The organism is Myxococcales bacterium, from assembly GCA_022184915.1.
Classification (GTDB): Bacteria; Myxococcota_A; Polyangia; order Fen-1088; family Fen-1088; genus JAGTJU01.
Genome location: JAGTJU010000003.1, coordinates 627261 through 650949, shown reverse-complemented (window position 1 = coordinate 650949; position 23689 = coordinate 627261). Strand labels below are relative to the sequence as shown.

Here is a 23689-nt window from a genome sequence, read left to right as displayed (position 1 = left end):
TGCACCACCCCGGCCCAGCTCTGTAGCCTGGCCGGCAAGTCAGGTGAACATGTCAGACACGAGCCGAAGACAGCTTCTTCGGGGCACGGCGACGGTGGGTCTCACCGTTGCCCTGCCCGGGCGCGCCTTGTCCCAGTCAGAGCCCGCTTCACCCGCCGCACGCCCGGCCGACAAAGAAGAGCCGCCGCCTCCCCCTCTGCCACGCACCAGGGGCCGCAAAAACGCCCTCTTCGTCTATGGCGGTTGGCCCGGGCACCAGCCGGACAAGTGCAGGGATCTGTTCGTGCCCTGGCTCAAGACGCAGGGCTTCAGGGTCACCGTGGCGGACACCCTCGATCCCTACGCCGATGACGGATTCATGGCCTCGCTCGACCTCGTCGTGCAGATCTTCACGATGGGCACCATCAAAAAAGAGCAGCTCAAGGGTCTGCTCAGGGCCGTCAAGTCGGGCGTGGGCCTGGCCGGGTGGCATGGCGGCCTGGGGGACGCCTTCCGCAACGAGACGGAATACCAGTTCATGGTCGGCGGCCAGTGGGTGTCTCACCCGGGGGGCATCATCGGCTATCGCGTGAACATCACGGACCACGAAGATCCCGTCACCCGCGGCGTGCCCGACTTCGACCTTCGCACCGAGCAGTACTACATGCACGTGGACCCCAACAACAAGGTCCTCGCCACCACCACCTTCAAGGGTGACCATGCCGACTGGATCGCAGACGCCGTGATGCCCGTGTGCTGGAAGAAGGTCTACGGCAAGGGGCGCGTGTTCTACAGCTCCCTCGGGCACACGGTCGACGTGTTCGACGTTCCCGAGGCCCTCGGCATCACACGCCGCGGGCTTTTGTGGGCGAGCGACAGCCGCCGCGAGGATACGATGAACCTGATTTCGCCCGCTTACCCGGCACGGTGACAGATTCGTTGCCGCTTCGCGGCCAACGTGGCCTTGGCGCGGGGGGCTGGGGCCGTTATCATCCCGCCCTTCGGCCATGAACATTCGCCTCTTCAATACGCTCACCAGCCAAAAAGAGCTCCTCACGCCCCTCGAACCGGGGCGGTTTCGCATGTACGTGTGCGGGCCGACGGTCTACGACCTCTCTCACCTCGGCCACGCCCGGTGCTACGTGGTGTACGACGTCCTGGCCCGCCACCTGCGCGCGCGGGGGCTCGAGGTCACCTACGTCCGCAACGTCACCGACATCGACGACAAGATCCTCAACCGGGCGCGGGACAAAGGCGAAGATCCCCTGGAGTTGGCCCAGCGCATGACCGAGGCCTACCACGCCGACATGGCGGCGCTCGGGAATCTGCCGCCGGATCGTGAGCCGCGGGTCAGCGAGCACCTCGATGAGATTCGCGCGCTCATCAGCCGCCTCATCGAGGCCAAAATGGCCTACGTCTCGGGCGGCGACGTGTACTACGACGTGCCCGCGTTCAAGAGCTACGGCAAGCTGTCCCACCGCAAAGTGGAGGATCTGGAAGCGGGCGCCAGCGGGCGCACCGACGAAGAAGAAGCCGCGCGCAAACGCCATCCGCACGATTTTGCGCTGTGGAAGGGGGCGAGCGAGGGCGAGCTCAGCTGGCCAAGCCCCTGGGGTCCCGGTCGGCCCGGCTGGCACATCGAGTGCTCGGCGATGAGCATGAAGCACCTGGGCGATTCCTTCGATTTGCACGGTGGGGGCCTGGATCTCGTCTTTCCTCATCATGAAAACGAGATTGCGCAAAGCGAGGGCGCCACCGGCTGCACCATGGCGCGCCTGTGGATGCACAACGGCTTCGTCCAGGTGAACAAAGAGAAGATGTCGAAGAGCCTCGGCAACTTCTTTGGTTGCCGCGACGTGTTCGCGAAGGTCGAAGCCGAAGCGGTCCGCTTGGGCATGTTCACGGTGCACTACCGTTCACCGCTCAACCTCGATTGGACCCAAGACGAGACCGGCAAGGTCACGGGCTTTCCGCTCTTCGAGGAGGCCGAGCGGCGGCTCGAGTACCTCTACGAGACCCAGCTGCGCCTGGCCTCGCTCCCGGAAAAGCGCCTGGGTGGCAAGGCCGAAACGCCGCCCGCCGATCTCGCGGCGTTCACGGAGCGGCTCGCCGACAGCCTCGACGACGACCTCAACATGCCCGTGGCCCTGGCGCACATGATCGACTTCCTGCGCGCCGTGAACGAGCTGTGTGATCGGGCCCTCGGCAAAGGGGGCCAGGTGCCGAAGGCCTGGGTGGATCTGGCCCAGGCTGGCTTCGCGGCGCTCGACCGCCACCTGGGCATCGGCGCCCAGGTGCCCGAGGCGCTGCTGCTGCGCGTACGCGATCGGCGGGCTCACGCCCGGGGGCTGGATCCGGCCTGGGTCGAGGGGCGCATCACGGCGCGCACGCAGGCCCGCGCAGCCAAGGACTTTGCGCTCTCAGATCAGCTCCGCGACGAGCTGGCCGCCCAGGGCGTAAAGCTCTTCGACGGCACGAGCGGCACCACGTGGAAGCTGGGCTGAGGGTCGCGGCGCTCGCTCTGTCTTTGGGCAGCGCCTCGGCAGCGCCCGGGGTCTCGACCGACCGCTTTCCTGCGGACCCCGTGCCCTGGAGCCGGGTGCGCGTGCCCACGACGGGCCCGGCGCAGGTCTATGGCGGCACCAGTGCAGGGTGCCTGACGGGGGCACAGGCGTTGCCCGAACACGACCCCACCTACCAGGTGACGCGTCCCCACCGCAGGCGTACGTTCGGCCACCCGGACCTGGTTCGTTACGTCCGCAAACTGAGCCGTCAGGTGGCCAAGGCCAAGCTGGGTCCGCTCATGGTCGGCGACTTGTCGCAGCCCCGCGGAGGGCCCGCGCCAACGGGCCACGCCAGCCACCAGACGGGTCTCGACGTGGACATCTGGTACGTCACGCCACCCGAGGCGCGCCGGCGCGCCCTCAGCGAAGCCGAGCGCAACCGCTTCGAGGCCGCGGCGGTCGTGGATCTCGCCACGAAGCGGGCCACGTCGGCCTGGCATCCGTCCCTCGCACGGGTGCTCGCGCTGGCGGCGGCAGCCCCCGAGGTGGATCGGATCTTCGTGCACGCGCGGGTCAAACAGCTCATCTGCGACAGCGTGCCCACGGATCGGGCCTGGTTGGCCAAGCTTCGTCCGTGGTGGGGGCACCACGACCACTTCCATGTGCGCCTGCGCTGCCCCACGGACAGCCCGCACTGCGAGCCTCAGCCCCCGCTTGGGTCCGAGCCCGGCTGCGACAAGCTCTCGTGGTGGATCTCTGACGAGAGCCGCGCGGCCCTCGAGCGGCGCAAGGAAGCCAGGGCAAAGGCCGAGCCCACGTTACCGGCCGCTTGTCGCGACGTTTTGGGTCCGGCGCCCGAAGCTCCGGTGCCCGAGGCCCCGCACCGTTGAAGGCCGTGCAGGCGCCTGCACGGCACACGGGTCAGCCGGGCGCGGTCGACAGGAAACTCGGCCGCGCCTCCAGCGCCTCCAGGCAACGCATCAGCCGCGGGTGCGTGCCGATGGGGTAGGCGTTGCGAAAACGCATCCAGCCGAGCGCCGTGCCCAGCGCCACCTCGGGCAGCCCCAATGCCTGCTTCGAGGTCACGAAGGGCTCATGCACCCGCGCGTCCAACCATGAAAGCGCGCTGGCCGCACGGGCCCTTTGTTTTTCGAGATAGGGCACCTGCTCGGGTGTGACCCCATCCTTGGCAAGATAGAAGACGTTGATGAGCGCATCCAGCGCACCGTCGATCACGCTCACGGCGTTACGACCTTCGATATCGTCCAGGGCCAAGGAAGCCAGGGGGCCCTGGCCTCCGTACCGCGCGAGCAACACGTCCGAGATGACGTGGGAGTCCAGCACCAGCTGGCCGTTGATCTCCGCCGCAGGAACCTTCCAAATGGGGCTGCGCTGCCGCAAATCAGCCTGTCCCTCGGGGGTCATGGTATCGACCATGGAAAAGGGAACGCCCAGCTCCAGGCACACGATCCGGATACGGCGCACGAAAGGGGACGTATACGAGCCAAAGAGGCGAACCGGTTCGGGTGGCGACATGCGGAAGATGTAGCTCACTTCGCAAACGTTTGCACTTTGCGCCGTCCGTGCGCCTCAGGTCGTCTTCGGCCCCGTATCGCCACGAGCGCTCGGCAGCGTCGCCTTGCGGGCCAGGATATGCGCATGAACCCGGTCTAGCTCGTCGTCACTGCAGGTGTTGCAGTCGTGACTCGAGATGTAACCCTTGTAGGTGTCGCTCCACGCATTGATGTCCGACTTGATCTGCCGCCATGGTTCACCCGGCTTCGGCGTGCCGTGCATCGGAAAGAGCTTCGCGTGTAGATGATCTACCCCGTACCCCTCGAAAACCAGGGCCGTGCGACCTACGTCATCGAATGCTGCGTCGAGCACGCTTGCGACCTGCTTCGAGAAGTCCATCAACCCCGCGAGGGTCGCAGGATTGGCCTCCACGAAGTAGCTCGGCGTGTGCTCACGAGGAATCACCACCGTGCAACCGGGCGTATTCGGAAAGATCGTGAGAAACGCCATGTAGTGCTCATCTTCCTCAATCGTCCTCGTCCGGATGACGCCTGAGGCAATTCGGCAAAAGAGACAGTCGTTCTTCATCTGAGAGCTTTGGCTGCTGTAACGTGGGAGTTTGTAGGACGACCGACTCAAAGTCGATGAGCTCCGTCGACTTTCCCAGGCGCGCAGCGGCTGCGGTCGCTGCGATCCAGCGGATGACGCTGTCATCGCGTAGCTCCCCTGCCACGTCGCCGCCCGGCACGATCACGACGTCCAGGTGAGGATGTTCACCGAACCAGTGGTGAGGTTGGATCTGGAGCCCACCCCGGGAACGCACAGGACTTGGCGATGGTGACGGTCCGAAACGGGACGGCCCCCCCTTTTGCGCTCACCCGGGATGCCGTCGAGAAGACCTCGAAAGGCCCTGCGAAGTCGAGGACCTCGACCTCGTCGAACACAAAGATGCCCACGGTCAACATGGACTCTCCGCGGAACGTTGCCTCGCCTGAATCGCCTTCAACCTGCTCCGCCTCTTCCCGTCATCCACTGGTGTGATTGTCAGACTCTTGCCGTCCGGCTGTCGATGATGAACGATGTTCATAACGTGGTCCAGCCGTCCGCCGAACTTGGTTGGCGTCAAGCGGCAAAGCCTCATCGCTGATCGCTCACATCCGCCATGGTGCCTGCCCATCACAGGACTGTCTAGGTTCTGCTTGAGCCCCGCGGCTTGGGCATATGCAACGCCGGGTTCGGCGGCAGTCCTGGGCTTCACGCCGCATGGACTTCGACCTTCAGTTTGAGCCCCGCTGCATGCACTTGGTCCTGCAGCGCAAGTCGTACAAACTGAGCTTCATGTTGCTTCAACGCCTTCGCGAAGCGTGCTGCTCGCCCGGGGCTGACGGCTCTACGCCCTTGCTCCAGGTCGCAAAGGTGCGAGCGCGAAACCTCCAAAATCGCTGCGAACTCCGAAAGGCTCATCTCCTCGGACTCTCGAATGGCCGACAGAGCGTCTCCCAACGTCACTGGGCCCTTCATGAGCTGCTCCAAAAAGCTCGAGGCGTTCCCTTTCGCTCTTTTCGGTGGCTTATTGGTCACGATATCCCGGTATCGCCCGCAAGTGCCGCACGCCCTGTCCGCCGAACGTGGTTGGCGTCAAGCGGCGGCCGCGAAGCGGCCGACTGTCTTCAATGCCGGGTTCAACGACGGCGTCTCTCGCAACCGATGCTCCGCCTTGACTCGTCGGTTTCTCATAGGAGAAGTATCGCCCAGAACGCAGATGCTTCGGGCCATGTTGGGCGTCCCAGTTCGCTCCCCTGGCCGCCTCCAGTAGGTCTTCCAACTCCTCCGCGTCTTCAGGGGTTTTCGCGTCGTTCATGGGTGTTCCGTCCACTCGGTCACGATACGCGGCGGACAGATTGAGGGCTGTGTGTGCCTGCTCAGAACTCATGTCTTCCAAACGATCTGCGACGTCGCGCCATTCAGCCACCACCTTCTCGCCGACGTGCTTCGGGATGTCGATCATAGAGAAGTGATCGTAGTTGGCGACGTGCTTGGCGAGGATTCCCTCAGCCATCCCGAAAGCATCTTCCCATACAAAGAGAAACCCCTGTTGCCAATGCTTTCCCGAATACCTCCCTGGCCCAATTTCCATGTACCCCGTCGAGTCCAGGACCGCCTTCTCGCGATGTATCTGATAGTCCACGGGTGAATGCCTAACGTCTCGGGCTTAAGCTCAATGCCCACGACAGGGTTCCACAACCGCGACTGGGCTTCAAGCACCCAGCATGCCTTTGTCCTTCTGCGTTGGGCCTTCGGAACCCTGGTTCCGAATCGCTTGGCTCTCCGAAGTCTACCCAACAAACGTCTCCTTGACTCACGGCTACCACTCGGCGCGCCTCAATGTGCGGCGGGCAGCAGTTGTGGCGAACGTGTCGTTAGGTTCGTCCACCGCCGCAACAACCCGATTCATCTCCTCGGTCACTTGGTCCGGGGCGTGACGAGCAACGTATCCCGACAACGCACGGCTGTAGAGTTCGCTGCACGAGAACGCTTCATACTACGAGCAAGGCGCTCTGCGTCTTCGAATATCGCGTCGGGGATGGAAACGGCCGTCTTCGTACCATGAATCGCTCATGCCCACATCCCCTATGGTGCCTGCCCACCACAGGGCTGTCTAGGTTCTGCTTTGAGCCCCGCGGCTTTGGCAGCTGCAACGCCGGGTTCGGCGGCGTCAGTTGCCGCTAGTCTACCCAGGGAATCGAGAGTCGCTCGAACAGGAGCGCCAAGTTTTCCTTGGCATTCTCGTCCGACCCCAGCGCTATCATCGCGGGATACAGGTGCTCTTCGGGATCGATGATCTCGAAGCCGTTGAGCGCCAAGAAGTTTCATGGCGGCGTTCAGCGCCGTCCGCTTGTTTCCATCCACGAATGGTTGATTCTCCGCGATGTGAAAAGCAACGCCGCAGCCATCTCGAACAACCCCTTGTGGAGGTACCCTCCGCCGAACGTTGCCTCGGGCTGCCCCAGAGCTGATCGAAGCCCCTCCATGCTTCTGCCCCATCCGCCCCGCCAAACTCACGAATTTGGTCAGCATGCAGCGCGAGCACCTCTTGCAGAGTCAGAAAATCCGGGGAATCCACTACTTGGCCAGCTTCCGAAACGTCCCGGCGTGCTTCTTAAGGGTCCTTGCCTGAATCGCCTTCAACCTGCTCCGCCTCTTCGCGTCATCCAGCGGAGTGATTATCAGACTCTTGCCGTCCGTTTTCACCTCGAGTTCGGTTTCTGAGGTGATTCCGAGCATGTCGAGAATTGGCCGGTCGATAATGATTCCGGAGCTATTCCCGATCGCCTGCAATCGCTTCGCCATAAAGTCGATTATGAACGATGTTCATAACGTGGTCCAGCCGTCCGCCCAACGTGTTTGGCGTTCAGCGGCGAAGCCTTCGTTGAAGTGCACGACCAGGTGGAGCATGCCCTTCGATAACCCATTTTGGTTCTGCAACGACATCCGGAAGGCTTTGGCAGCTTCAACGTTTGGTTGGACGCCCAATTTAAAGTCGATGCGCTCCATCGACTTTCCCCAACTGCTTGTCAAACGTCCCTAGTGGCAGGTGACCGGCCTTCCGCGCTACCTCAAGAACAAGATAATCTGAGAAGCCGAGCGATGGATTCTCCTTGAACAGGCCGAGTGCCGAAGAGACAACATCTGCGTCCTGGATCACCAAGCTCTCATGCTGCAGTAGCATCTCCAGCGCCGCCATGAGCTGCTTCGATGTCACGTCATACACGCTGGTGAGCACCCAACTCGTCTCAAGCAACACCAGATGGGAGACCCAAGCTCCTCCTTGTATGAAGTCATCAGCAGAGGCCGCCTGTTTTTCGTCGTCCCTCGTAAACAGGCGGACCAGGACATTGGTATCAACGGCGCGCATAGCGGGCCCTGACATTTTTCCTGATCCCTTCCTTGAGTTCCTCCGTGCTTCTCCTCTTCGTGCCGCTCGGAAAAAGCGCCGCGTGGATTTCTTCCGAACTGTGCTGCCTCACCCGCGTAACAATGATCCTCCCGTTCTCCTCGTTCCACTCGAGAACCGCTCCAGGTCCAACGCCAAGCACGCGTCTGATCTCGGCTGGAACTGAGATCTGACCCTGTGCGGTAACTTTCGACTTTGCGAGCACCATAACAACCACATTACCACGGTAATGTTAGCGAGCAAGCATGATCTCGGAATAGCACGATCGCCAGTCCGTCCAACGTGGTTGGGCTTAAGCTGCGGCTTCAAGAGCCCAAGGTCCATCCTGGTTTTCCTCTGCAGTCCTGGGCTTCGTCTGTCTTCAAGGCCTGGGAAGGCCTGGTTAATCTTGGGCGCCAGCATGGCAGAGCAAGTTACTGACCCAGGCCTCAAGGGTCCCGATTACCGCCGGCGTTGGCTATCAATAGCTGCGCTCCTTCGCCATCGGTCGGCGCTTCAAAGAGCGCGGCAAACCTCATGAACAGCGCATCTTCAATGTAGAAATTGTGTTCCGGAAGGAAGTCATTGCGCTTCGCTAGTCGATCTAAAATAACTTCCAGCGGTGGGTTAAGATGGTGAATTTTGGCGGCGCCTCCACAACCGTTGACCTCGGTGATCACTTGGCGTCGATGCTTACGAAGGAAGAAGCCATCGTCTAGGATTACGTCAAGCCCTCGCGCGAGTACCTGGCAAGCCACGTTCAAGATCAGTCTTCGAACCTTCAGCACGCGGCATACATGTTCGGGATGCCCAGCCTCGCCTAGGGGCTGACGACCGAAGGCTTCAATCAACCAGTGATCAAGCGTGAACAAAACGGCGCCAGTTTCCTTCTGAAGAGCTGCCGCATAAACGCTTTTGCCTGAACAGGGCAATCCCACGACTAAATGGGCGGTCGTCAAGAATGGTCTCCCTCTGTGCGCCTAACGTGTTGGGCTTCAGCTACGGGGCCGCCGCTTGGCCGAAACAACTTTTCGCGAACGCTTCTGCGGCCCCGACTGCTGCAACACCTGGTTAGCCAGCTGACGTTTGCCCACCTTGCTAAGTGTTGTCGGCAATTCATCGCCAGGCGCTGCGGGGGCATTGGGAATCTTTGCCAGGACGGATTCGAACGCCTTTCGATCACCGCGGCTAGCCCGTTCAGAGAGATATTTTTCAGTCAGCAAGGCTGAAAGCTTTTCCGCCACAGCAGAGTTGATCAACTGATTGATCGAAACGCCTTCTTTTTCGGCGACTTCACCTAGCTTTTGATGGATCGACTCTGGGAGTCGAAGACTTAGAGTGCTCATCTTTTGTCCCCTAACGTTCTAATGAACTCCTGAGGAGTCTGTACCGTGATTTGGAAGCGGTCCAATCCGGCAAAGTCACGGGTGTTGTGGGTAATGATCGCATTACACGCAGCGGCCACTGCGACTTCCGCTACCATGTCATCGTTGGGATCTCGCAACATCGGTCGCCACAAAAAGAAAATGTCCTGTCTCTGTGCAACGCTGCAAATAAAGTCGACAAAGATGCGGACGTCTCCGGGCGTTAACTTACCGGGCGCCAGATTTCGAAGCAGTGCTGATTCGTATTCCAAAGCCAACGGAACCGAAACCGCCACTTCAAACTTCCCCAAACCAATCTGAGACACCAGCGCAAACGACGCACCTTGTCTTGACCGCCAGGCAGCGACAAGTACGGATGTATCAACAACAATCACCACGTCCCTAGAATGGTATCACGGGCGATACCATTTTCAAGGCCCATCATGGCGGGTGTCGTGGGCGCCCCGGGTCTGGCTAACGTGCTTGGCGTTAAGCGGCAAAGCCCATCAACGCCCAAGACCGCATTGTCGCCGGCGCACCGCTGCCGTGTCTAGGTTCAAGGTGACAGTCATGGCCTTGTACGTCTTCAACGCTGGTATGGGTGTTGCGTTCCAATTTGGTGAATGGCTCGACAGGGGCGAGCATCGAGGCGGGACATCTCGAGCTCGAACGGGGCCCGGTGGTGTCCGCCCTCCTCGAGTACGACAGCTTCGTGCTGTTCCCGGTGAGGCGAGATGGCCTCGCCAAGTACCGCCAGACTTTCACGCCTTCCCGGGCGAAGGACGACCCCTCCGATGCCCTCCTCGCTGCCGACTTCGTCCTGCGGCACCCCGAGCGGTTCTTCCCCCTGCAGCCGGAGATGCGTCAGCTCCGCCGCCTCGTGCAGGATAGACGCCAGCTGGTGCAGGACCGCACCCGCCTGACCAACCGCCTCACGTGGCATCTCAAAGCCTACCATCCCTTGGTTTTGAGCCTCTTTCGAGACAAGTTCACGGATGTCTTCTTGGACTTCGTCGAACGGTGGCCAATCCTCCAGGCACTCAAGAGGGCGCGCCCAGAGACCCTCAGGACCTTTTTCCGTGAGGGCAACCTCCGCCATTCCGCCATCATCGAAAAGCGCCTCCAGGCCATCGCAGAGGCCCGCCCCCTCACGCAGGACTCTGCCGTCATCGAGCCGGCCATCTTGATGGTCAGGGGCCTCATCGGCCAGCTCCGTGAGGTGAACAAGGCCATCCAAAGCTTCGACGACACCATCGAGGCCACGTGCGCCAAACTCCCCGATTCCGCCATCTTCAAGCAGCTCCCCGGCGCTGGCGCCGCTCTGGCCCCGCGTCTGCTCGCAGCCTTCGGAGAGAACCGAGAGCGCTTCCCCAACGCGGCTTCGATGCAAAAGTATGCCGGCGTCGCCCCGGTCACCGAACGCAGCGGCCAGAAGAGCTGGGTGCATTGGCGCTTCATCTGCTCCACCTTCCTCCGCCAGAGCTTCGTCGAGTGGGTCGGCGAGACCATCCCCAGGTCCTTCTGGGCAAAAGCCTTTTACGAGCGCCACAAAGCCAAGGGCGTCTCCCACAAACGCCACCATTCGTGCCCTGGCCTTCAAGTGGATCCGCATCCTCTGGCGCTGTTGGCACGACCGCGTCTCGTACGACGAATCCACCTACCTCGAGGCCCTCAAGAGGCGGGGGTCACCCCTCCTGAAGTTTGCTGCCGAATCCTCTCCCTAATCCTTGCGGTCCGCCTCAGGGCGTGGGTTGGCCAGCGCACCCGGGGAGGCATGCACAGAACCTGTTGACGCCATGTCAGAAATGACATATTCTTGTGGAAAGTGAGTCCCAAGGACAAGCCCCTTGTTTGGCTTAAAACTGTGGTGAAAACGCCACCCATTGGCAAAGAAGCGCGGCTAGAGGCGGGCTTCCTCCTGAGAATGCTTCAAGCAGGGAGACGCTGTCGATGCCGCAGTCACGTCCCATGCCGGTGATCGGGCCGAGGTGTCATGAGCTACGAATCGTCGACAGGGACTGTACATGGAGGCTCGTCTATCGAACCGATTCAGACGCCATAATATTTGCTGAGGTCTTTAAGAAGAAAACCAATCAAACGCCGAAGAGCGCGATCGAAACCGCGCAACGACGGCTGAGGGAGTATGACGATGCGTAAGACAAAGCGAACTGCACTCGAAAAGAAGGGCTGGAAGGTCGGCAATGCCGAGGAATTTTTGGAGCTGACGCCAGAAGAGGCACGCTACGTGGAGCTGAAGCTTCACCTCAGCGATTCCCTCAGGGGTCGACGAGAGCGCCGTGGACTTACGCAAACTGATCTGGCCAAGATGATTCGGTCGAGCCAGTCGCGGGTGGCCAAGATGGAGACTGGAGATCCGTCAGTGTCGTTGGACCTATTGGTTCGGTCACTCCTCGCACTCGGCGCATCGAAGAAGGAACTGGCAAAAGCGATCGCAGCGTGATCTCTCCGTGTGACGCTAAGTCTGGCCAACGTGTCGGGCACTAAGCTGCGGCCGCGAAGCGGCCGTCAGTCTTCAATGCCTGGTTCGACGGCGGCGTCTCTCGCCACCGATGCTCCGTTTTGACTTGTTGGCTTCTCGTAGGAGAAGTATCGCCCAGAACGCAAATGCTTTGGGCCATGTTGAGCGTCCCAGTTCGCTCGCCTTGCCGCCTCCAGAAGGGCTTCCAACTCCTCCGAGTCTTCAGGGGTTTTCGCGTCGTTGTGCAAGAGTTAGGCCTCGCTCGTCACTTTTCCAAAGATAGCACCGATGGACCAAGTGCGAGTATTCGCTGCCGAACAGCGCGATTCCCTGCTGAAATCGCCTCACGACATCTTCCGCCGGGACATCATGACCACCCGCGGCGACTCTGGCGGCCACACGCTTCAAGGCAAGATCCGCCGATGGCAGCTCGATGAAGTGGAGCTGCGTGCGATATCCGAGGCTCTTCCACTTTAAGATCCTCCGGGCATACATCCGCGAGGCCAGCGTCGATTCGATCGCGAAGCTTCTCCGCAAGAACTCTAGATGCGACAAGCGACGCAGCAGCTCTCGGCCCGCCACGAACGGATGGGCGAACTCGTGGCGCTCCCTTTGGATTTCGTCTGCGTTTAGGAAAGTCGCCTCGGGATAACGGACGTGCAGGAACTGCCTAGCGAAGGTCGTTTTCCCGGCGCCGTTCGCACCCGCGATCAGGATGGCGTCTATTCTCCCTGCGCCCATCGGCAAATTCTCGTCCGTCGAACGTGTCGGGCTTCATCTGCGAAGCCCTTCGACAGGCTCTCACAACCCCGCAGGCGCTTCAAGGGCCCAAGACCCATCTTGGTTCTCCACAAACGGCCTGGGCTTCGGCAGCTGCAAGCCTTTGTTCGGCGGCTGAACTCATCATGCACATCTCAGGTTCGCCCATGCCGGGTACCAGGTTCAACACAAGTGATCACTGGGATTAGTTGGACGGCGCTAAGGGCTAACGCCCCTTTACGCGATCCACCTTCTCCAGCTCCGCGACATCAACCAGGTCTTTGGGACGGCCCGATGTGCGCTTGTTGGTCAGTAGCGCCTCTTTACCGATCACCCGAATGGCGACACCGTCGAGCACAGCCGCCATACATTCGGCTTCAGCATCGGCGAAATTAACGCCGGAGATCGACGTCAGCAAATCGATGCGGAAAGGTGGGCGCCCGAGCTGCACAATTTTGTCCGGCTTCGCGAACTCCTTTCGGAGTTCATCCGTCTTCTCAAAGCCGAACTCTTCGAGAACTCTTGCCAGAGCAGCAGCGTTCTCTGCGGTCGGTCGGACGAAAAAATCGATGTCTCCCGTTAGGCGAGGATGCCCGTGAAACCCGACTGCATGGCCGCCGACCAGCAGGTAATCAACGCCGTGAGAGTTCATCAACCCGATAAACTCGCGCCAATCGTCCGGAATCTTCAACGTGTTCTCCCCAATACCGACTTGCTAGCTCGACCACAATTTCAAGGCGCTCTTGACCGCTTAGGCTGGCGTAATAACGCGCCTCAGCCTCGTCGGCTTCCTCGAAAGTAGAAAAAGTAGCGATTCTCGCTTCCACAGGGTCGAGCTTACCACATGTGGCCAACCGACAAACAGGCTCAGTCTTCGTCCGTCCAACGTGTTTGGGCTTGAGCTGCGAAGCCCTTTCGAAAGGGTCTCACAACCCCTTCAACGCTTCAAGAGCCTCAGGTGCATCCAGGATTTCCTCTGCAGTCCTGGGCTTCGTCAGCTTGAACGCCGGGTTGGACGGAATGCTCCTCAACCTTACCGCGCGAAGCTGTCAAGCGCCTGAAGCAGTGCTCTGCGTTTCGTGTCGCTCGGAAGGTGACCTGTGTCCTCAATAACCTGTAGCTTGACGCCCGGCCATGCGCGAGACAACTCCCATGCCGTCTCGACGGGACAGCTCATGTCGTGCCGCCCGTGAATGAGGACGCCGGGGATATCTGCAAGCAGGTGCGCGTCGCGGATGAGCGCTCCCTCTTCAAGCCATGCCCTATCTGCAGGTAGTGGGTGCAGATCCGTACGAAGGCACACATGTCGAGATCGTCTTGGGCGCTGAAAAGTCCGGGGCGCACATTCGGCTCAAGCGATAGCACCGCGTCCTCCCATTGTTGCCGCGCACGTCGGGTGATGGACATTGAGTCGTGGTCACTGATGGGGATTGGCGTGGCAGCTGAGCAGATAAAGCAATGGCCATCGCATACGTGCGCGATCTGCGGCACGTCGGCGATGGCCATCGGGGCGGTGACGCGAGGTCTGCTTTAATCCTTTGAGGCCTGTTCAATGATTCCTGGGTCCACCCGTTTCAGACCCTTGCGTGCCGCCCTTTTGAGCGCTCCAGTGCAGATGCGGTCGATGTCGCGGAGGCGGCCGCCAGAGGCCTCGTGCAGTAGGGCTAGGGCGTCGCTGGTGAAGGCGTCTTGCCTGCCACCCGTCCGCTCGAGCCGATAGGCCACGTACTCGGCGGTGTCCTCGGGCGCTGCTTCGGCAAGGGTAAGGCGCGTGTGGATGCGTGAGAAAAGCGACCTATTGCGGCGCAGGCTCATGCGATCACTCAGCTCTGGCAGTCCCACCATGACGAGGGACAGGAGTGCCTTTGAGTCCCATTCGTAGTTGGCGAGGATGTGCAGGTGATCCAAGACATCTTGGTGAAGGAGTTGGCTCTCGTCGAGCAGGAAGACGGGATGTACGCGATCTTGTCCGAGCTGCTGCACGTGGCTCGACACCTCAAAGAAGACGGCTGCCGCGGTTGCCTTCGGCGACAGGCCGAGCGCGAGACAAAGCTGCCGATAGAAGTCACGCCGGCCGAGGGTGGCGTTGTGGCAGTACGTCAGGCGGAAGCCTGCGTCTGGAAGACGGCGCCTCAGAGCACGCAGCACGCAGGTCTTGCCCACGCCAGGCTCGCCCGTGAGCATCACGTGCCCGCGGTCGCTGCAGGCCTCCACCAGATCCTCCAGCACGGCCTTCCGCGAGGATGGCACCCACAGGTTTACGTCGGAGATCTCCTTGGAAAAGGGTGGGTCGGAAAGGCGGAAGTGGGAAAGCCATTGGGTGTTCATCGTGCGCCTCCCGTGGCGGCGGCCAGCAGGGCTCCGGCCGGGTCGAACGGCAGTGCATCAATTCCACGCTGTGGACGGTGGGGCCGAGGAAACTTGCCATTCTTCTGCGCATTGACGACGTGGAGCGCGAGCCTCTGATCCTCATGTTCCACCCAAGGCGGTTCGCTGGCGTCAAGGAGCGTTCTTGCCACCGTCACGGTGCGTCCGGACAGATATCCTTGAGTAAGCTCGAAGTCGGTGCCCGCCACCGAGACAGTTCCGTCACGCCGAACACGCCGCGGGGCCCGGACGATGAGCACCTCTTTGAGCAGGGTGTCCGGCATGGGGGCGCGGGGATGCGACTCGTAGACTTCAGCTGGGGTTTTGCCCATAAGGCTGGAATGGCTCGACGAGCTTTGTGTCGCGCCCGCGATCGGCGTCCTTGCCGCCCTGGACGCCACGCTCGCAGCTGCTGCCCAACAGCTACACGCAGCGCATCCAGACCTAACCCCAATGCTGTTCACTTAAGCACCACCCCTTTGGATGGTGCGACCGAAGGGACGTTTGCACTCTCTCGGATAGTGCCTGTCTTGTTGTGGGGCGTACGCGAACATTCGAAGGGCGGCGATGTCATCGTCCATCTGTTCATGGATGGATTTTCCTGAAAGCATCGCAGAGAGCAGATCACCGGCCGCTCGTAGGCAGTCTGCGCGAACGACGCGTCGGCCATCAAGGGTACGCTCCGCTTCTGCTTGAAGGAACGATGCCAGGGCTATCCAGATCATCGCGGAAATGAGTTCCTGTTCACATCCTTGGACGCTCTTGCTGTGGAAGTCCTCGGTCTGCATGAAGCTCTTCATTTCCTTGAAGAGAGATTCGATTCCCCATCGAGAGGCGTAGAGCTTGATGATGTCTTTGCGATCGAATCCGTCCTTTCCGCTCAAGGTGGACACGATGACCATCCTTTCGTTCTTCGTGCCTTTCCTCGGGCGGCCTGGCTTTGCGTCGCGCTCGACGACGCGCACCTGAAGCTCAATGTTCCCTCTCGCCCCCGGAAGCGTCAGTGTCACTTTCGCGGTCTTCTTGTTTGAAGACAAGAATGGCTTGAGCTCTTTCCACGCCGTCGCCTTCGATGCGCTCATTCTCGCAATGATGTCAACGCCATGTTCAATCAAGGCTGAGAACAGGTGGCGACTCGGAAACCCTCTGTCCATGACGGCCACGTCGCCTGCCTTGAACGGCAATCGGTGAACCAGCTTCTGCATGGACGTCCTCTCGCCGATGCCTTTTCCGGTCAGGGACCAATCCAACGGAAGACGGCGAAACACATCCGCAGCCATCACCACCAACCCTTGTGGATTGTGCACCGACGTCCCATTCGGCCGCTTCGGCCGCGCCATCTTCCTCGCTGTATCCGCGCTGCGCGGCAACACAACCCGCGTTCCATCGAACGCGATGAATCGACGTTTCCCCCACGGGGTTTTCGGAGTCGGCATGATGGACTCGCACCGCTCGACCAGCTGGTGCAGCAACCCACGGCATGTCTCGATCGAGACCTTCTTTCTTGCTTCACTGATGGACGACAACGTCGGTACCTTCGCCCAATCGAACACCTTGCGCCCGTAGTACGCCACGATCCGCAAGCTCCGTCGATAGCTCATCTTTCGGTCCGGCATCGTCAGGACCATCAGCCACATCAAGACGCTGCGGGCGCTCCATGTCCGTGTCCGGTCGAACTTGTCCGCACAGCCACTGGTCAGTTTGAAGAACGCTCGAAAGTGATCGCCAGGTCCACGAAGCAGGCTCATGAAGGCCGGCGCTCGCAGCCTCGGGCCTTGTCAAGACGAATTGCACAATATTTTCAGATGGTTACGAGGTTTCTTAAGTGAACAGCATTGGACCTAACCCTGGGCGGGCTGGCCTTTGGTGAGCCGCTCTCACCGCAAGCGCGCTCGGCGTACCTCCTTCTCTTTCGCTGTGTCGACTTGCGCACCGCGATCAGGGAGTACAGGCACGTGGCCATCGACAACGCCTGCGACCAGCTCGACCTGCCCTTCTGAACCCCGAGAAGAATCCCCAAATCAGCCCCGGCTTCGCCTCAACCGCGCCGGGGCTTCTCCATTTGTGCCCTTATCCAACCCGGCACGCACCCACCCTCCAATCTGAGAAATCAACCCCCTGCCCGGGTGATCTTCGCTGAGAAACTCGAGGTGAGATAGCGTGAGAGACAACAGTCGAGGCGCTGTCAGACTTGAACGATGAGTTAGCCGGCGGTATTCTCCAGAGTCATTTTGCATCATTCCAGTTCTCGATTTTCAAACCCGGCACGCGAGAAAAGTGTTTCGTGTTGTTGGTCACCAAAACTCGTTTCAGCGAGATAGCGTGGGCAGCTATGAGAACATCAAAGTCCCCGATTGGACTGCCCCTCTCGGCGAGTAGGCTCGCTATTCGACCAAAGATGGCAGCTGCGTCGTTGTCGAAATCAACGACTTCTACTCCGCTGAGGAAATTTGAAACCAGAGCGTGCAACCGCTGTGAAGCTTTCCTCTCAGCGCCGTATCGCAGTTCCGCTACCGTTATGGAGCTGACCGCCAACTGCGAGGGTTTGAGACTCAAGATCTTAGAGCCCACACCGCCCTGCCCTCGAAGCGCGTAACTGACCGTATCAGTATCGAGCAGAAATTTCATAAATCAAAAGGATTCTTTTTGTTGGAGATGGCCCGCTGGCGAGGCCTCTCCATCTCTTCGAGCCAACCTCCTAGGGTGGAACGAAACGAATCTGACCACTCATCCGCGGGCTCAAGAATAATTCGCTTTCCCGAGCGACGAACCACTACTTCGTCCTGGCCATCTGGGAAACGGCAAGCCTTAGGCAAGCGGATGGCCTGGCTGCCGCCATTCTGAAAAATCTTTGCTCGGGCCGACATCCTAGAAGTATATACACAAGTATATACGAGGTCAAGGATGGGTTCCGGCTAACGTGTTGGCGTTAACTTGCAAAGCCCACTTCGCGAACGCCCACAGCATCATGGCGCTTGCACCGCGCTGGCGTGTCTAGGTTCTCGAAAGCGCCTGCGGGCTTTGACAAGTTCAACGCTGGGTTGGGCGGCTGCATCGGAATCATGCGGCTGTCTTCACGTTCTCGCGAATGATCCGTGGATGACGAGCCGCGATCCGGAGCAGACCGATTGCAGGGCCCTCCGGATGTCGGCGCCCCTGTTCCCAGTTGCGCAATGTGTGAACGCTGATTCCCATAGCCTCGGCAAACTGCTGTTGAGTCAACCCAACGAAATGCCTTAGAGCGGACACATCCTCGCCAGACTCAATCTTCCCGTCCATCAGCCGCTTACGCAGGCGCGCTGATATTGCCCGTGACAACTGCTCGTCCGTTAGCTCATCAATCATGTTTTCAGCCTCCTTCCTTGTAACTTCGGTACCGGCTCGCTTCGCGCTTGGTTGCCCAGCGTGCGCTGATGATTCGAATCGTGTCGCCATCTCTCTCAGTATAGACGACGACGATAACCCCTCGGATAACTGGGCCTATCGCGATGAATCTGTCCTCGTCCAAAGAGTTCGCGTCATCGAAGATCTCAAGATAATCCTCCCCGCTGGTGAAAAGCGAACTTGCCTCTTCGAACGACACGCCGTGCTTGGAGCGGTTTGACGCGTCCTTCGCTTCATCCCAGGCAAATCGCACTCATGAAGTATAAGCCCACGGCTTACTAAGTCAATGGCATAGCGCGATGTGGTCCGCCCAACGTGTCGGGCTTCAGCTGCGAAGCCCTTCGATAGGCTCTCACAACCCCTCATGCGCTTCAAGGGCCCAAGACCCATCTTGGTTGTCCACCAACGTTCTGGGCTTCGGCAGCTGCAAGCCTTTGTTCGGCGGCTGAACTCATCATGCACATCTCAGGTGCTTCCCTTAACAACGTCGCCGCACTTGTCTTCGGGCCCTGCGTCCTTCGGTCCTTATCCGGCCCGAACCGCCTGCCCCGATGCGAGCGAATCCGGCCCTGCCATCCATGCGCTTGCGAGCACCCGGCCTCGTTTCCCCATTTTCATGGGTGTCACCGACTGGCCGGCCTCATCCCTTCGAGCATCCCTCCCCAAACACTTCCCTCTGCCTCGCTCTACCGGCGGCCGCCCAGAGGACATTGGACCCTATTTGCAGAACCGATGCTGGCACCCGACAGAACCGATGCTGGCGCCCGATAAGTGCTCCGACGACATCGATACAGCCACGCCCATCCCTTCTCGCCTCTTGGTCCCGGTCGACCTCCCCTCCAGACCAACGCCTCGAGCCCCCTCCGTACTTCTCCCTCTCCCCGGGCCGGTCCGCCGAACGTGTTGGGCTTAAGCTGCAAAGCCCTTCGACAGGGTCCCACAACCCCATCGGCCCCTCAAGACCCACTTGCCTTTTTGAGTCTTCCACTGACTTTCTGGGCTTTGTCAGTCTTCAAGCCTTTGTTAGCCCGCCGTTTCGTCCCCGGCGCCCAGTGCGGCCGTGCACGCGTAGTCGCACAGTCACGAAGGTACATGTTCATGAGCGTTTGGTAGGGGACCGCATACTCCTGAGCCAGCTGCTGAAAGTAGCTGATCGTATCCGTGTCGACCCGAATCGTGAGCTGCTTCTTCAGCTGCTTCGCGTAGGGGTTTCTGACAGCTTCCGAAAAGTCGTAGTTCTTATTCATCGTCCTCGGCCTCTTTCGTATTGGATGCGCTCTGAGCCGTTGGCTTTCCGCGCCGAAATAATCCGGATGACAGAGTCGTCTCGCCGGTAACAGTGGCAGACAATCAGAATACGCAAGCTGGCACTGAGTCCCAGGAGCACGAATCGCTCTTCGTTTCTCGAGTGCTCTGGGTCCGCGATTACCAACCCGTTTTCATCCAAAAACGCGGTTCTTGCCTCTTCGAACGAAACCTTGTGCTTCCGCTTGTTGGCGGCTGCTTTGTCAGGGTCCCATTCAAACTCAAGCGGCTTCACGTCCCAGCAGTGTAACTACATCGTACATACACTGCAAGCCGGGCCGATTGCTGGCGGTCGGCGTGTCCGATTTGAGGCGAGGTGACAGCGCGCTCTCCTTCGCCGCCCCGCCCCGTGCGCTGGCTTGTCGGGCTAACGTGTCGGGCTTCAGCTGCGAAGCCCTTCAATAGGCTCTCACAACCCCGCAGGCGCTTCAAGGGCCCAAGACCCATCTTGGTTGTCCACCAACGTTCTGGGCTTCGTCAGTTGCAAGCCTTTGTTGGGCGGCTGAACTCATCGTGCACCCCTCTGGTGCCTCCCTCCAGGACGTCGCCGCAGTCGTCTTCGGGCCAGGCACTTCCTGTTCCTTTCTTCGTTTCAAACCGTCCGAATTGTTGCCTCCGTATTCCGGCCTCGCACTCGCACTCTTGCAGCGGGGGTCAATGACCTCGCTTCTCTCAGTTTCAAACTCTTGCCAGAGATCTCTAAGAGATGTCCAGGAAGCCAACTTCCACGATTGCTTCCTTTGCCTCGCCCCGCCGGGAAGACCGATCCGAATCTGCACAACCGATCCTTGCGACCGACCAAAGCTCCGCCTACATCGACGTGGCCGTGCTCGACTCTTGTCGGCTCTTGGTCCGGATCTCCCACCCTTTGCAGACAGACGTCTCAAGACCAGTACCCTCCCGACATCGACACAGCCACACCCATCCCTTGTCGGCTCACGGTCCGGAACTCCCACCCCTTACTCACCGAAGCCTCGAGCCCCTCCGCACTTCGCCCTCTCCCCGTGCCGGTCCGCCCAACGTGTTGGCGTTAACTTGCAAAGCCCACTTCACGAACGCCAGCAACCCCATAGTGCCTGCGCCGCGTTGACATGTCTAGGTTCTCATAAGCTTCGGCGGGCTTTGTCAAGTTCAACGCTGGGTTAGGCGGTCTACTTGCCGTTGACGAGGATGAGCAGATTTGACCTAAGATGTAGCGATGGACGACGGTGACAGTGAGCCAGACTTCTCGGAGACGTTCCTGAGGGAACTGGGGCAATTGGTAGTACAGGCCAATTACCTGGAGGAGGCGCTTATCGACTTGCTGTGGATCACCGCGCGGCTGGACGAGGTAACGTTGCTTCGGACTGTCAGAGGGAAGACGCTCGGAGCGCTCGTACAGCTTGTCAAGGATCAGGCGACTGCTCTTCGGTCTCTAGGTCTACAGAATGAGTTTGACAAGGTCAACGCCGCGCTGGATGACGCGCTGGACGTCCGCAACCAGTTCGTCCACGCGAGCTGGGTCTTCGAAGGAAACGGCCGCGTTGAGCGGCGGACTATTCCGAAGCGCGGTGATGTTCGCGAGGAGCTGAGAAGCATGGACGTGACGGATGTTGTTAGGTCTCACGTAAATCCGTAAACCCCCAGGAAGGAATTCCCGCACTGGGTCCCTGGTGGTTTTGGTGATGAGGGGGCGGAAAGCGGAAGAAGGGTGAGGTGGCTTTTTGCGGGAAACGGGGATCTGGGTGAGGCTACCGGCCGGCAGGCATAACGCCCGCCCTTGGGACCCCAGAAAAAGGTTGGGCCCGCCACGGAGGCAACCGTGCGAGCCCTTGGCCGGTCGTGCAGTTGCGCCAAGCGACAGTACTGACCAGCGAGCAATACGTTAAGCAGGAAGGCTGGCAACAGGCAAGGCTCGAGCGGTGTCCGGCGCACGGATCTGGTAGCAAATGTGGCTTTCGCAGCCTCGGGACCTACGCCCGGGTGGAGCCAGCTGGGATGCGGGTGGCCCGGTACTACTGCCCGACGGCACATCGGACCTTCAGCCTGTTGCCCGACTGCTTGGCGTCTCGGCTCAGTGGCTCCCTGGAGGAGGTCGAGGCCGTGGTGACCGCGGTGGAGGCCGCGCCGTCGATAGAGGCAGCCGCCGATCGGCTGCGGCCAGACATCGAACTGCCCGGGGCGGTGCGATGGGTGCGCCGCCGCTACAGCGCCACCCGGGCGGCCCTGCTGGTGCTGGTGACCTCGACGCCCGCGCTGCTCGGCAACTGCGAGCCCACGCTCGCTGAGGTCCGCCAGCGTCTGGGCACTCCGGTACTGCGGCACGTACGAGCCGAATCCGAGAAGCAGCTTGGCGCCTTGCCCGCGCCAGTCGGATTCGGCCCCCGCAGTCGAGCCGCCAGCAGACTGTGGACACCTCGCGAACACGAAACGGGGCCAGACCCGCCGCCCTAACGCCTGTAGTGGTCGAGGCATAGGCGCTCACCGCCAAAACCACGGGCGCCGAGGAGAAAACATGGACACCCAAGCCGACGACAACGAGCGACGCAAGGCCGTCGCGCTCTTTCGCTATGGTGTGATTGCCGACCTATTGCACTGGCCCAAAGGCAAGCGAGGCCTGGGCGAGCAAATCGCAAAGAAGGCGGACCGCACCTACGACATCCCCGGCTCACGCAGGAGCCGTATCGCTGCCGAAACCATCAGAGACTGGCTCAAGGCCTATCGCCACGGCGGCTTCGATGCCCTGATGCCCAAGGCGCGCAGTGACGAGGGGCAGGCACGCAAGATCCCACAGTCCATCGTGGACCTTCTGTGCATGGTCAAGGAAGACAGGCCCGCACTGTCTGTGCGCATGGTCATCGATGCCGTGCGAGCCTCGGGCGAGGTACCACAGGACCTGGAGCTGGCGCCAGCCACGGTGCATCGGGTGCTCTCTCGTGCAGGCTTGATGGCTCGCAAGCCCGAGACGCCAACGAGCAACGACCGCCGTCGCTTCGCCTTCGCGAAGGCGGGGGAGATGTGGATGAGCGACGTGATGCACGGACCGTCCGTGCTGATCGGAGGCAAGCGCCGCCAAAAGACGTATCTCATCTCATTCATGGACGACGCCACCCGAGTCGTCCCGTACGCTGCCTTCGCGCTCGGCGAAAACGTCTCTTGTTTCATGCCCGTCTTCGAGCAAGCGCTGCGACGGCGTGGACTTCCCCTGCGGCTTTACGTCGACAACGGGGCAGCATATCGGTCGCATCATCTGTCCCTCGTCTGTGCCAGGCTGGGCGTGACTCTCATCCACGCACGCCCCCACCAGCCCCAGGGCAAGGGCAAGCAGGAGCGCTGGCACCGCGAGGTGCGCCGGCAATGCCTTGGCACCCTCGCCGAAGGAGACACTGCGAGCCTCGAAGCCCTCAACCGCAAGCTCTGGACCTGGGTCGAGGGGGAGTACCACCAGGCCCCTCACAGAGGCCTTGATGGCGAGACCCCGCTCGAGCGCTGGGCTCGCGCTTGCGACGAGGTGCGGCTGCCGGACATCGGCGCAGACTTCAGTGCGCTCTTTCTCTTCGAGGAAAAGCGCAAGGTACACAAAGACAGGACCGTCTGTCGCCACCGGCGCGGAGGGGTACCACTTTCGCCGGAATCACCGGTACCCAGGAGCCCACCCCGAAATTGGCGCAACGGGCCGGTCTGGATGAAGCTGGCCCGACGAGAGGTTGAATGACGAAAGGCCCGGAGTTGGCGCTCCGAGCCTTTCGTGGGCAGCGCCAACCAGGGCACCGCACACTCCCCACACAGGTGTGTCGATGATGCGGGAAGGTGATGGCGCTGTCCAGTTCCTCGACCTCGCCGAGGGCGACTGGAGATTCGAGAGCGACAGTGTCGGCAATGCGGAGGCCCGTTCTGGGTGCATCGGCAGTGCGACCGTGGGCATGTCTACTGCGGTGAATTGTGCCGGAGAGAGGGCCGGCGCCGTACAGCGCGGGCGGCACACCGACGTCACCGTCAGTCAGATGAGGGCCGCCAGGACCACCGCGACCAGCAGCGTGCTGCGAGGGCACGCAAGCGTGCAAGTCGATGCGTGGGGGATCATGCCTGCGAAAATTTGACCGACGTGGCATTGATGGTC

The 23689-nt window shown here is 60.7% G+C and carries 34 protein-coding genes; 10 read left to right on the top strand and 24 right to left on the bottom strand.

The genetic code is table 11. The annotated features are described in order from the left end of the window. The first annotated feature begins 49 nt into the window (after positions 1-49). The 3 genes from KA712_14285 to mepA all read left to right on the top strand — a co-directional run bounded on the left by KA712_14285 (position 50) and on the right by mepA (position 3373). Positions 50-910 (top strand): ThuA domain-containing protein, encoded by an 861-nt coding sequence (locus KA712_14285; protein ID MCG5054129.1) that lies wholly within the window; start codon positions 50-52, stop codon positions 908-910. A gap of 76 nt (positions 911-986) precedes the next feature. Further along, positions 987-2483 carry a cysteine--tRNA ligase gene (gene cysS, locus KA712_14280; protein MCG5054128.1) on the top strand — a complete coding sequence of 499 codons (1497 nt, stop codon included), beginning with the start codon at positions 987-989 and terminating at the stop codon, positions 2481-2483. Further along, positions 2468-3373: a penicillin-insensitive murein endopeptidase gene (mepA, locus tag KA712_14275; GenBank protein ID MCG5054127.1), complete on the top strand. Its 906-nt coding sequence runs from the start codon at positions 2468-2470 to the stop codon at positions 3371-3373. The genes cysS and mepA overlap by 16 nt, the downstream gene beginning before the upstream one ends. A 31-nt stretch (positions 3374-3404) precedes the next feature. On the opposite strand, the gene KA712_14270 is transcribed toward mepA, so the two are convergent. The 13 genes from KA712_14270 to KA712_14210 all read right to left on the bottom strand — a co-directional run bounded on the left by KA712_14270 (position 3405) and on the right by KA712_14210 (position 9694). Next, the gene (locus KA712_14270; GenBank protein MCG5054126.1) at positions 3405-4019 is read right to left on the bottom strand and encodes a glutathione S-transferase N-terminal domain-containing protein; all 615 of its coding nucleotides are present in this window, start codon (positions 4017-4019) and stop codon (positions 3405-3407) included. A gap of 54 nt (positions 4020-4073) precedes the next feature. Next, positions 4074-4508: an HIT family protein gene (locus tag KA712_14265; GenBank protein ID MCG5054125.1), complete on the bottom strand. Its 435-nt coding sequence runs from the start codon at positions 4506-4508 to the stop codon at positions 4074-4076. A 263-nt stretch (positions 4509-4771) separates the two neighbouring features. Further along, positions 4772-4963 (bottom strand): hypothetical protein, encoded by a 192-nt coding sequence (locus tag KA712_14260; protein MCG5054124.1) that lies wholly within the window; start codon positions 4961-4963, stop codon positions 4772-4774. 289 nt (positions 4964-5252) lie between these two features. Beyond that, complete coding sequence (locus tag KA712_14255) at positions 5253-5519, bottom strand: helix-turn-helix domain-containing protein (GenBank protein MCG5054123.1); 267 nt, start codon at positions 5517-5519, stop codon at positions 5253-5255. Positions 5520-5568: 49 nt separating this feature from the next. Then, positions 5569-6057 carry a hypothetical protein gene (locus KA712_14250; protein MCG5054122.1) on the bottom strand — a complete coding sequence of 163 codons (489 nt, stop codon included), beginning with the start codon at positions 6055-6057 and terminating at the stop codon, positions 5569-5571. A 667-nt stretch (positions 6058-6724) separates the two neighbouring features. Beyond that, complete coding sequence (locus KA712_14245) at positions 6725-6862, bottom strand: hypothetical protein (protein MCG5054121.1); 138 nt, start codon at positions 6860-6862, stop codon at positions 6725-6727. Between the two features lie 259 nt (positions 6863-7121). Then, on the bottom strand, positions 7122-7349 hold the full coding sequence (locus KA712_14240; GenBank protein ID MCG5054120.1) for an AbrB/MazE/SpoVT family DNA-binding domain-containing protein: 228 nt from the start codon (positions 7347-7349) through the stop codon (positions 7122-7124). A gap of 21 nt (positions 7350-7370) precedes the next feature. Continuing rightward, complete coding sequence (locus KA712_14235) at positions 7371-7553, bottom strand: hypothetical protein (protein MCG5054119.1); 183 nt, start codon at positions 7551-7553, stop codon at positions 7371-7373. Beyond that, complete coding sequence (locus tag KA712_14230; protein ID MCG5054118.1) at positions 7534-7914, bottom strand: type II toxin-antitoxin system VapC family toxin; 381 nt, start codon at positions 7912-7914, stop codon at positions 7534-7536. Before KA712_14230 ends, KA712_14235 begins: the two co-directional genes overlap by 20 nt. Then, positions 7901-8161, bottom strand: coding sequence for an AbrB/MazE/SpoVT family DNA-binding domain-containing protein (locus tag KA712_14225; protein MCG5054117.1), 261 nt, complete (start codon positions 8159-8161; stop codon positions 7901-7903). Before KA712_14225 ends, KA712_14230 begins: the two co-directional genes overlap by 14 nt. 220 nt (positions 8162-8381) lie before the next feature. Next, complete coding sequence (locus KA712_14220; GenBank protein ID MCG5054116.1) at positions 8382-8891, bottom strand: ATP-binding protein; 510 nt, start codon at positions 8889-8891, stop codon at positions 8382-8384. A 36-nt stretch (positions 8892-8927) separates the two neighbouring features. Continuing rightward, complete coding sequence (locus KA712_14215; GenBank protein ID MCG5054115.1) at positions 8928-9278, bottom strand: type II toxin-antitoxin system HicB family antitoxin; 351 nt, start codon at positions 9276-9278, stop codon at positions 8928-8930. Further along, positions 9275-9694 carry a PIN domain-containing protein gene (locus KA712_14210; GenBank protein MCG5054114.1) on the bottom strand — a complete coding sequence of 140 codons (420 nt, stop codon included), beginning with the start codon at positions 9692-9694 and terminating at the stop codon, positions 9275-9277. The genes KA712_14215 and KA712_14210 overlap by 4 nt, the downstream gene beginning before the upstream one ends. Before the next feature lie 203 nt (positions 9695-9897). Between KA712_14210 and KA712_14205 the strand changes: the two genes are divergently transcribed. From KA712_14205 to KA712_14195, 3 genes are all read left to right on the top strand, one after another. Further along, positions 9898-11088, top strand: coding sequence for an IS110 family transposase (locus tag KA712_14205; GenBank protein MCG5054113.1), 1191 nt, complete (start codon positions 9898-9900; stop codon positions 11086-11088). Between the two features lie 176 nt (positions 11089-11264). Next, positions 11265-11453: a type II toxin-antitoxin system RelE/ParE family toxin gene (locus KA712_14200; protein ID MCG5054112.1), complete on the top strand. Its 189-nt coding sequence runs from the start codon at positions 11265-11267 to the stop codon at positions 11451-11453. Next, entirely contained in the window at positions 11446-11757 is a 312-nt protein-coding gene (locus KA712_14195; protein ID MCG5054111.1) for a helix-turn-helix domain-containing protein, read from the top strand. Before KA712_14200 ends, KA712_14195 begins: the two co-directional genes overlap by 8 nt. Positions 11758-11997: 240 nt before the next feature. Here KA712_14195 and KA712_14190 read toward each other — a convergent pair whose 3' ends face one another. The 6 genes from KA712_14190 to KA712_14165 form a co-directional block, all read right to left on the bottom strand. Further along, positions 11998-12516 carry a zeta toxin family protein gene (locus KA712_14190; protein ID MCG5054110.1) on the bottom strand — a complete coding sequence of 173 codons (519 nt, stop codon included), beginning with the start codon at positions 12514-12516 and terminating at the stop codon, positions 11998-12000. A 244-nt stretch (positions 12517-12760) separates the two neighbouring features. Then, entirely contained in the window at positions 12761-13225 is a 465-nt protein-coding gene (locus KA712_14185; GenBank protein MCG5054109.1) for a nucleotidyltransferase, read from the bottom strand. Between the two features lie 482 nt (positions 13226-13707). Then, entirely contained in the window at positions 13708-14040 is a 333-nt protein-coding gene (locus KA712_14180) for a hypothetical protein (protein ID MCG5054108.1), read from the bottom strand. A gap of 24 nt (positions 14041-14064) precedes the next feature. Continuing rightward, complete coding sequence (locus KA712_14175) at positions 14065-14862, bottom strand: AAA family ATPase (GenBank protein ID MCG5054107.1); 798 nt, start codon at positions 14860-14862, stop codon at positions 14065-14067. Continuing rightward, complete coding sequence (locus tag KA712_14170) at positions 14859-15185, bottom strand: hypothetical protein (GenBank protein MCG5054106.1); 327 nt, start codon at positions 15183-15185, stop codon at positions 14859-14861. The genes KA712_14175 and KA712_14170 overlap by 4 nt, the downstream gene beginning before the upstream one ends. Before the next feature lie 180 nt (positions 15186-15365). Beyond that, the gene (locus tag KA712_14165; protein ID MCG5054105.1) at positions 15366-16649 is read right to left on the bottom strand and encodes an IS4 family transposase; all 1284 of its coding nucleotides are present in this window, start codon (positions 16647-16649) and stop codon (positions 15366-15368) included. Positions 16650-16736: 87 nt separating this feature from the next. On the opposite strand from KA712_14165, the gene KA712_14160 reads away from it, so the two are divergent. Then, the gene (locus KA712_14160; protein MCG5054104.1) at positions 16737-16901 is read left to right on the top strand and encodes a hypothetical protein; all 165 of its coding nucleotides are present in this window, start codon (positions 16737-16739) and stop codon (positions 16899-16901) included. A 226-nt stretch (positions 16902-17127) separates the two neighbouring features. Here the strand turns inward: KA712_14160 and KA712_14155 are convergent, their stop codons facing one another. From KA712_14155 to KA712_14135, 5 genes are all read right to left on the bottom strand, one after another. Beyond that, complete coding sequence (locus KA712_14155) at positions 17128-17529, bottom strand: type II toxin-antitoxin system VapC family toxin (GenBank protein MCG5054103.1); 402 nt, start codon at positions 17527-17529, stop codon at positions 17128-17130. Positions 17530-17961: 432 nt separating this feature from the next. Then, complete coding sequence (locus KA712_14150) at positions 17962-18246, bottom strand: helix-turn-helix domain-containing protein (protein ID MCG5054102.1); 285 nt, start codon at positions 18244-18246, stop codon at positions 17962-17964. Between the two features lie 4 nt (positions 18247-18250). After that, on the bottom strand, positions 18251-18538 hold the full coding sequence (locus tag KA712_14145) for a BrnT family toxin (protein MCG5054101.1): 288 nt from the start codon (positions 18536-18538) through the stop codon (positions 18251-18253). Between the two features lie 703 nt (positions 18539-19241). Then, entirely contained in the window at positions 19242-19532 is a 291-nt protein-coding gene (locus tag KA712_14140) for a BrnA antitoxin family protein (protein MCG5054100.1), read from the bottom strand. Beyond that, positions 19529-19825 carry a BrnT family toxin gene (locus KA712_14135; GenBank protein ID MCG5054099.1) on the bottom strand — a complete coding sequence of 99 codons (297 nt, stop codon included), beginning with the start codon at positions 19823-19825 and terminating at the stop codon, positions 19529-19531. Before KA712_14135 ends, KA712_14140 begins: the two co-directional genes overlap by 4 nt. Before the next feature lie 963 nt (positions 19826-20788). On the opposite strand from KA712_14135, the gene KA712_14130 reads away from it, so the two are divergent. From KA712_14130 to KA712_14120, 3 genes are all read left to right on the top strand, one after another. Continuing rightward, a complete protein-coding gene (locus tag KA712_14130) occupies positions 20789-21208 on the top strand; it encodes a hypothetical protein (GenBank protein ID MCG5054098.1) in 420 nt (139 codons plus the stop codon). Between the two features lie 359 nt (positions 21209-21567). After that, positions 21568-22023, top strand: a complete 456-nt coding sequence (locus KA712_14125; protein ID MCG5054097.1) for a hypothetical protein — start codon at positions 21568-21570, stop codon at positions 22021-22023. Between the two features lie 61 nt (positions 22024-22084). Continuing rightward, the gene (locus KA712_14120; GenBank protein ID MCG5054096.1) at positions 22085-23284 is read left to right on the top strand and encodes a DDE-type integrase/transposase/recombinase; all 1200 of its coding nucleotides are present in this window, start codon (positions 22085-22087) and stop codon (positions 23282-23284) included. The last annotated feature ends 405 nt before the right edge of the window (positions 23285-23689 follow it).

Coding starts and splice junctions, on each gene's coding strand:
- KA712_14155 (MCG5054103.1), bottom strand. CDS start 17,529: ATGAAATTTCTGCTCGATACTGATACGGTCAGTTACGCGCTTCGAGGG.
- KA712_14225 (MCG5054117.1), bottom strand. CDS start 8,161: ATGGTGCTCGCAAAGTCGAAAGTTACCGCACAGGGTCAGATCTCAGTT.
- KA712_14150 (MCG5054102.1), bottom strand. CDS start 18,246: ATGATTGATGAGCTAACGGACGAGCAGTTGTCACGGGCAATATCAGCG.
- KA712_14235 (MCG5054119.1), bottom strand. CDS start 7,553: ATGGAGCGCATCGACTTTAAATTGGGCGTCCAACCAAACGTTGAAGCT.
- KA712_14215 (MCG5054115.1), bottom strand. CDS start 9,278: ATGAGCACTCTAAGTCTTCGACTCCCAGAGTCGATCCATCAAAAGCTA.
- KA712_14195 (MCG5054111.1), top strand. CDS start 11,446: ATGCGTAAGACAAAGCGAACTGCACTCGAAAAGAAGGGCTGGAAGGTC.
- KA712_14190 (MCG5054110.1), bottom strand. CDS start 12,516: ATGGGCGCAGGGAGAATAGACGCCATCCTGATCGCGGGTGCGAACGGC.
- cysS (MCG5054128.1), top strand. CDS start 987: ATGAACATTCGCCTCTTCAATACGCTCACCAGCCAAAAAGAGCTCCTC.
- KA712_14255 (MCG5054123.1), bottom strand. CDS start 5,519: ATGAAGGGCCCAGTGACGTTGGGAGACGCTCTGTCGGCCATTCGAGAG.
- KA712_14140 (MCG5054100.1), bottom strand. CDS start 19,532: ATGAATAAGAACTACGACTTTTCGGAAGCTGTCAGAAACCCCTACGCG.
- KA712_14260 (MCG5054124.1), bottom strand. CDS start 4,963: ATGTTGACCGTGGGCATCTTTGTGTTCGACGAGGTCGAGGTCCTCGAC.
- KA712_14250 (MCG5054122.1), bottom strand. CDS start 6,057: ATGGCTGAGGGAATCCTCGCCAAGCACGTCGCCAACTACGATCACTTC.
- KA712_14170 (MCG5054106.1), bottom strand. CDS start 15,185: ATGCCGGACACCCTGCTCAAAGAGGTGCTCATCGTCCGGGCCCCGCGG.
- KA712_14175 (MCG5054107.1), bottom strand. CDS start 14,862: ATGAACACCCAATGGCTTTCCCACTTCCGCCTTTCCGACCCACCCTTT.
- KA712_14180 (MCG5054108.1), bottom strand. CDS start 14,040: ATGGCCATCGCCGACGTGCCGCAGATCGCGCACGTATGCGATGGCCAT.
- KA712_14165 (MCG5054105.1), bottom strand. CDS start 16,649: ATGAGCCTGCTTCGTGGACCTGGCGATCACTTTCGAGCGTTCTTCAAA.
- KA712_14265 (MCG5054125.1), bottom strand. CDS start 4,508: ATGGCGTTTCTCACGATCTTTCCGAATACGCCCGGTTGCACGGTGGTG.
- KA712_14130 (MCG5054098.1), top strand. CDS start 20,789: ATGGACGACGGTGACAGTGAGCCAGACTTCTCGGAGACGTTCCTGAGG.
- KA712_14125 (MCG5054097.1), top strand. CDS start 21,568: ATGCGGGTGGCCCGGTACTACTGCCCGACGGCACATCGGACCTTCAGC.
- KA712_14230 (MCG5054118.1), bottom strand. CDS start 7,914: ATGCGCGCCGTTGATACCAATGTCCTGGTCCGCCTGTTTACGAGGGAC.
- KA712_14270 (MCG5054126.1), bottom strand. CDS start 4,019: ATGTCGCCACCCGAACCGGTTCGCCTCTTTGGCTCGTATACGTCCCCT.
- KA712_14285 (MCG5054129.1), top strand. CDS start 50: ATGTCAGACACGAGCCGAAGACAGCTTCTTCGGGGCACGGCGACGGTG.
- KA712_14200 (MCG5054112.1), top strand. CDS start 11,265: ATGCCGGTGATCGGGCCGAGGTGTCATGAGCTACGAATCGTCGACAGG.
- KA712_14120 (MCG5054096.1), top strand. CDS start 22,085: ATGGACACCCAAGCCGACGACAACGAGCGACGCAAGGCCGTCGCGCTC.
- KA712_14240 (MCG5054120.1), bottom strand. CDS start 7,349: ATGGCGAAGCGATTGCAGGCGATCGGGAATAGCTCCGGAATCATTATC.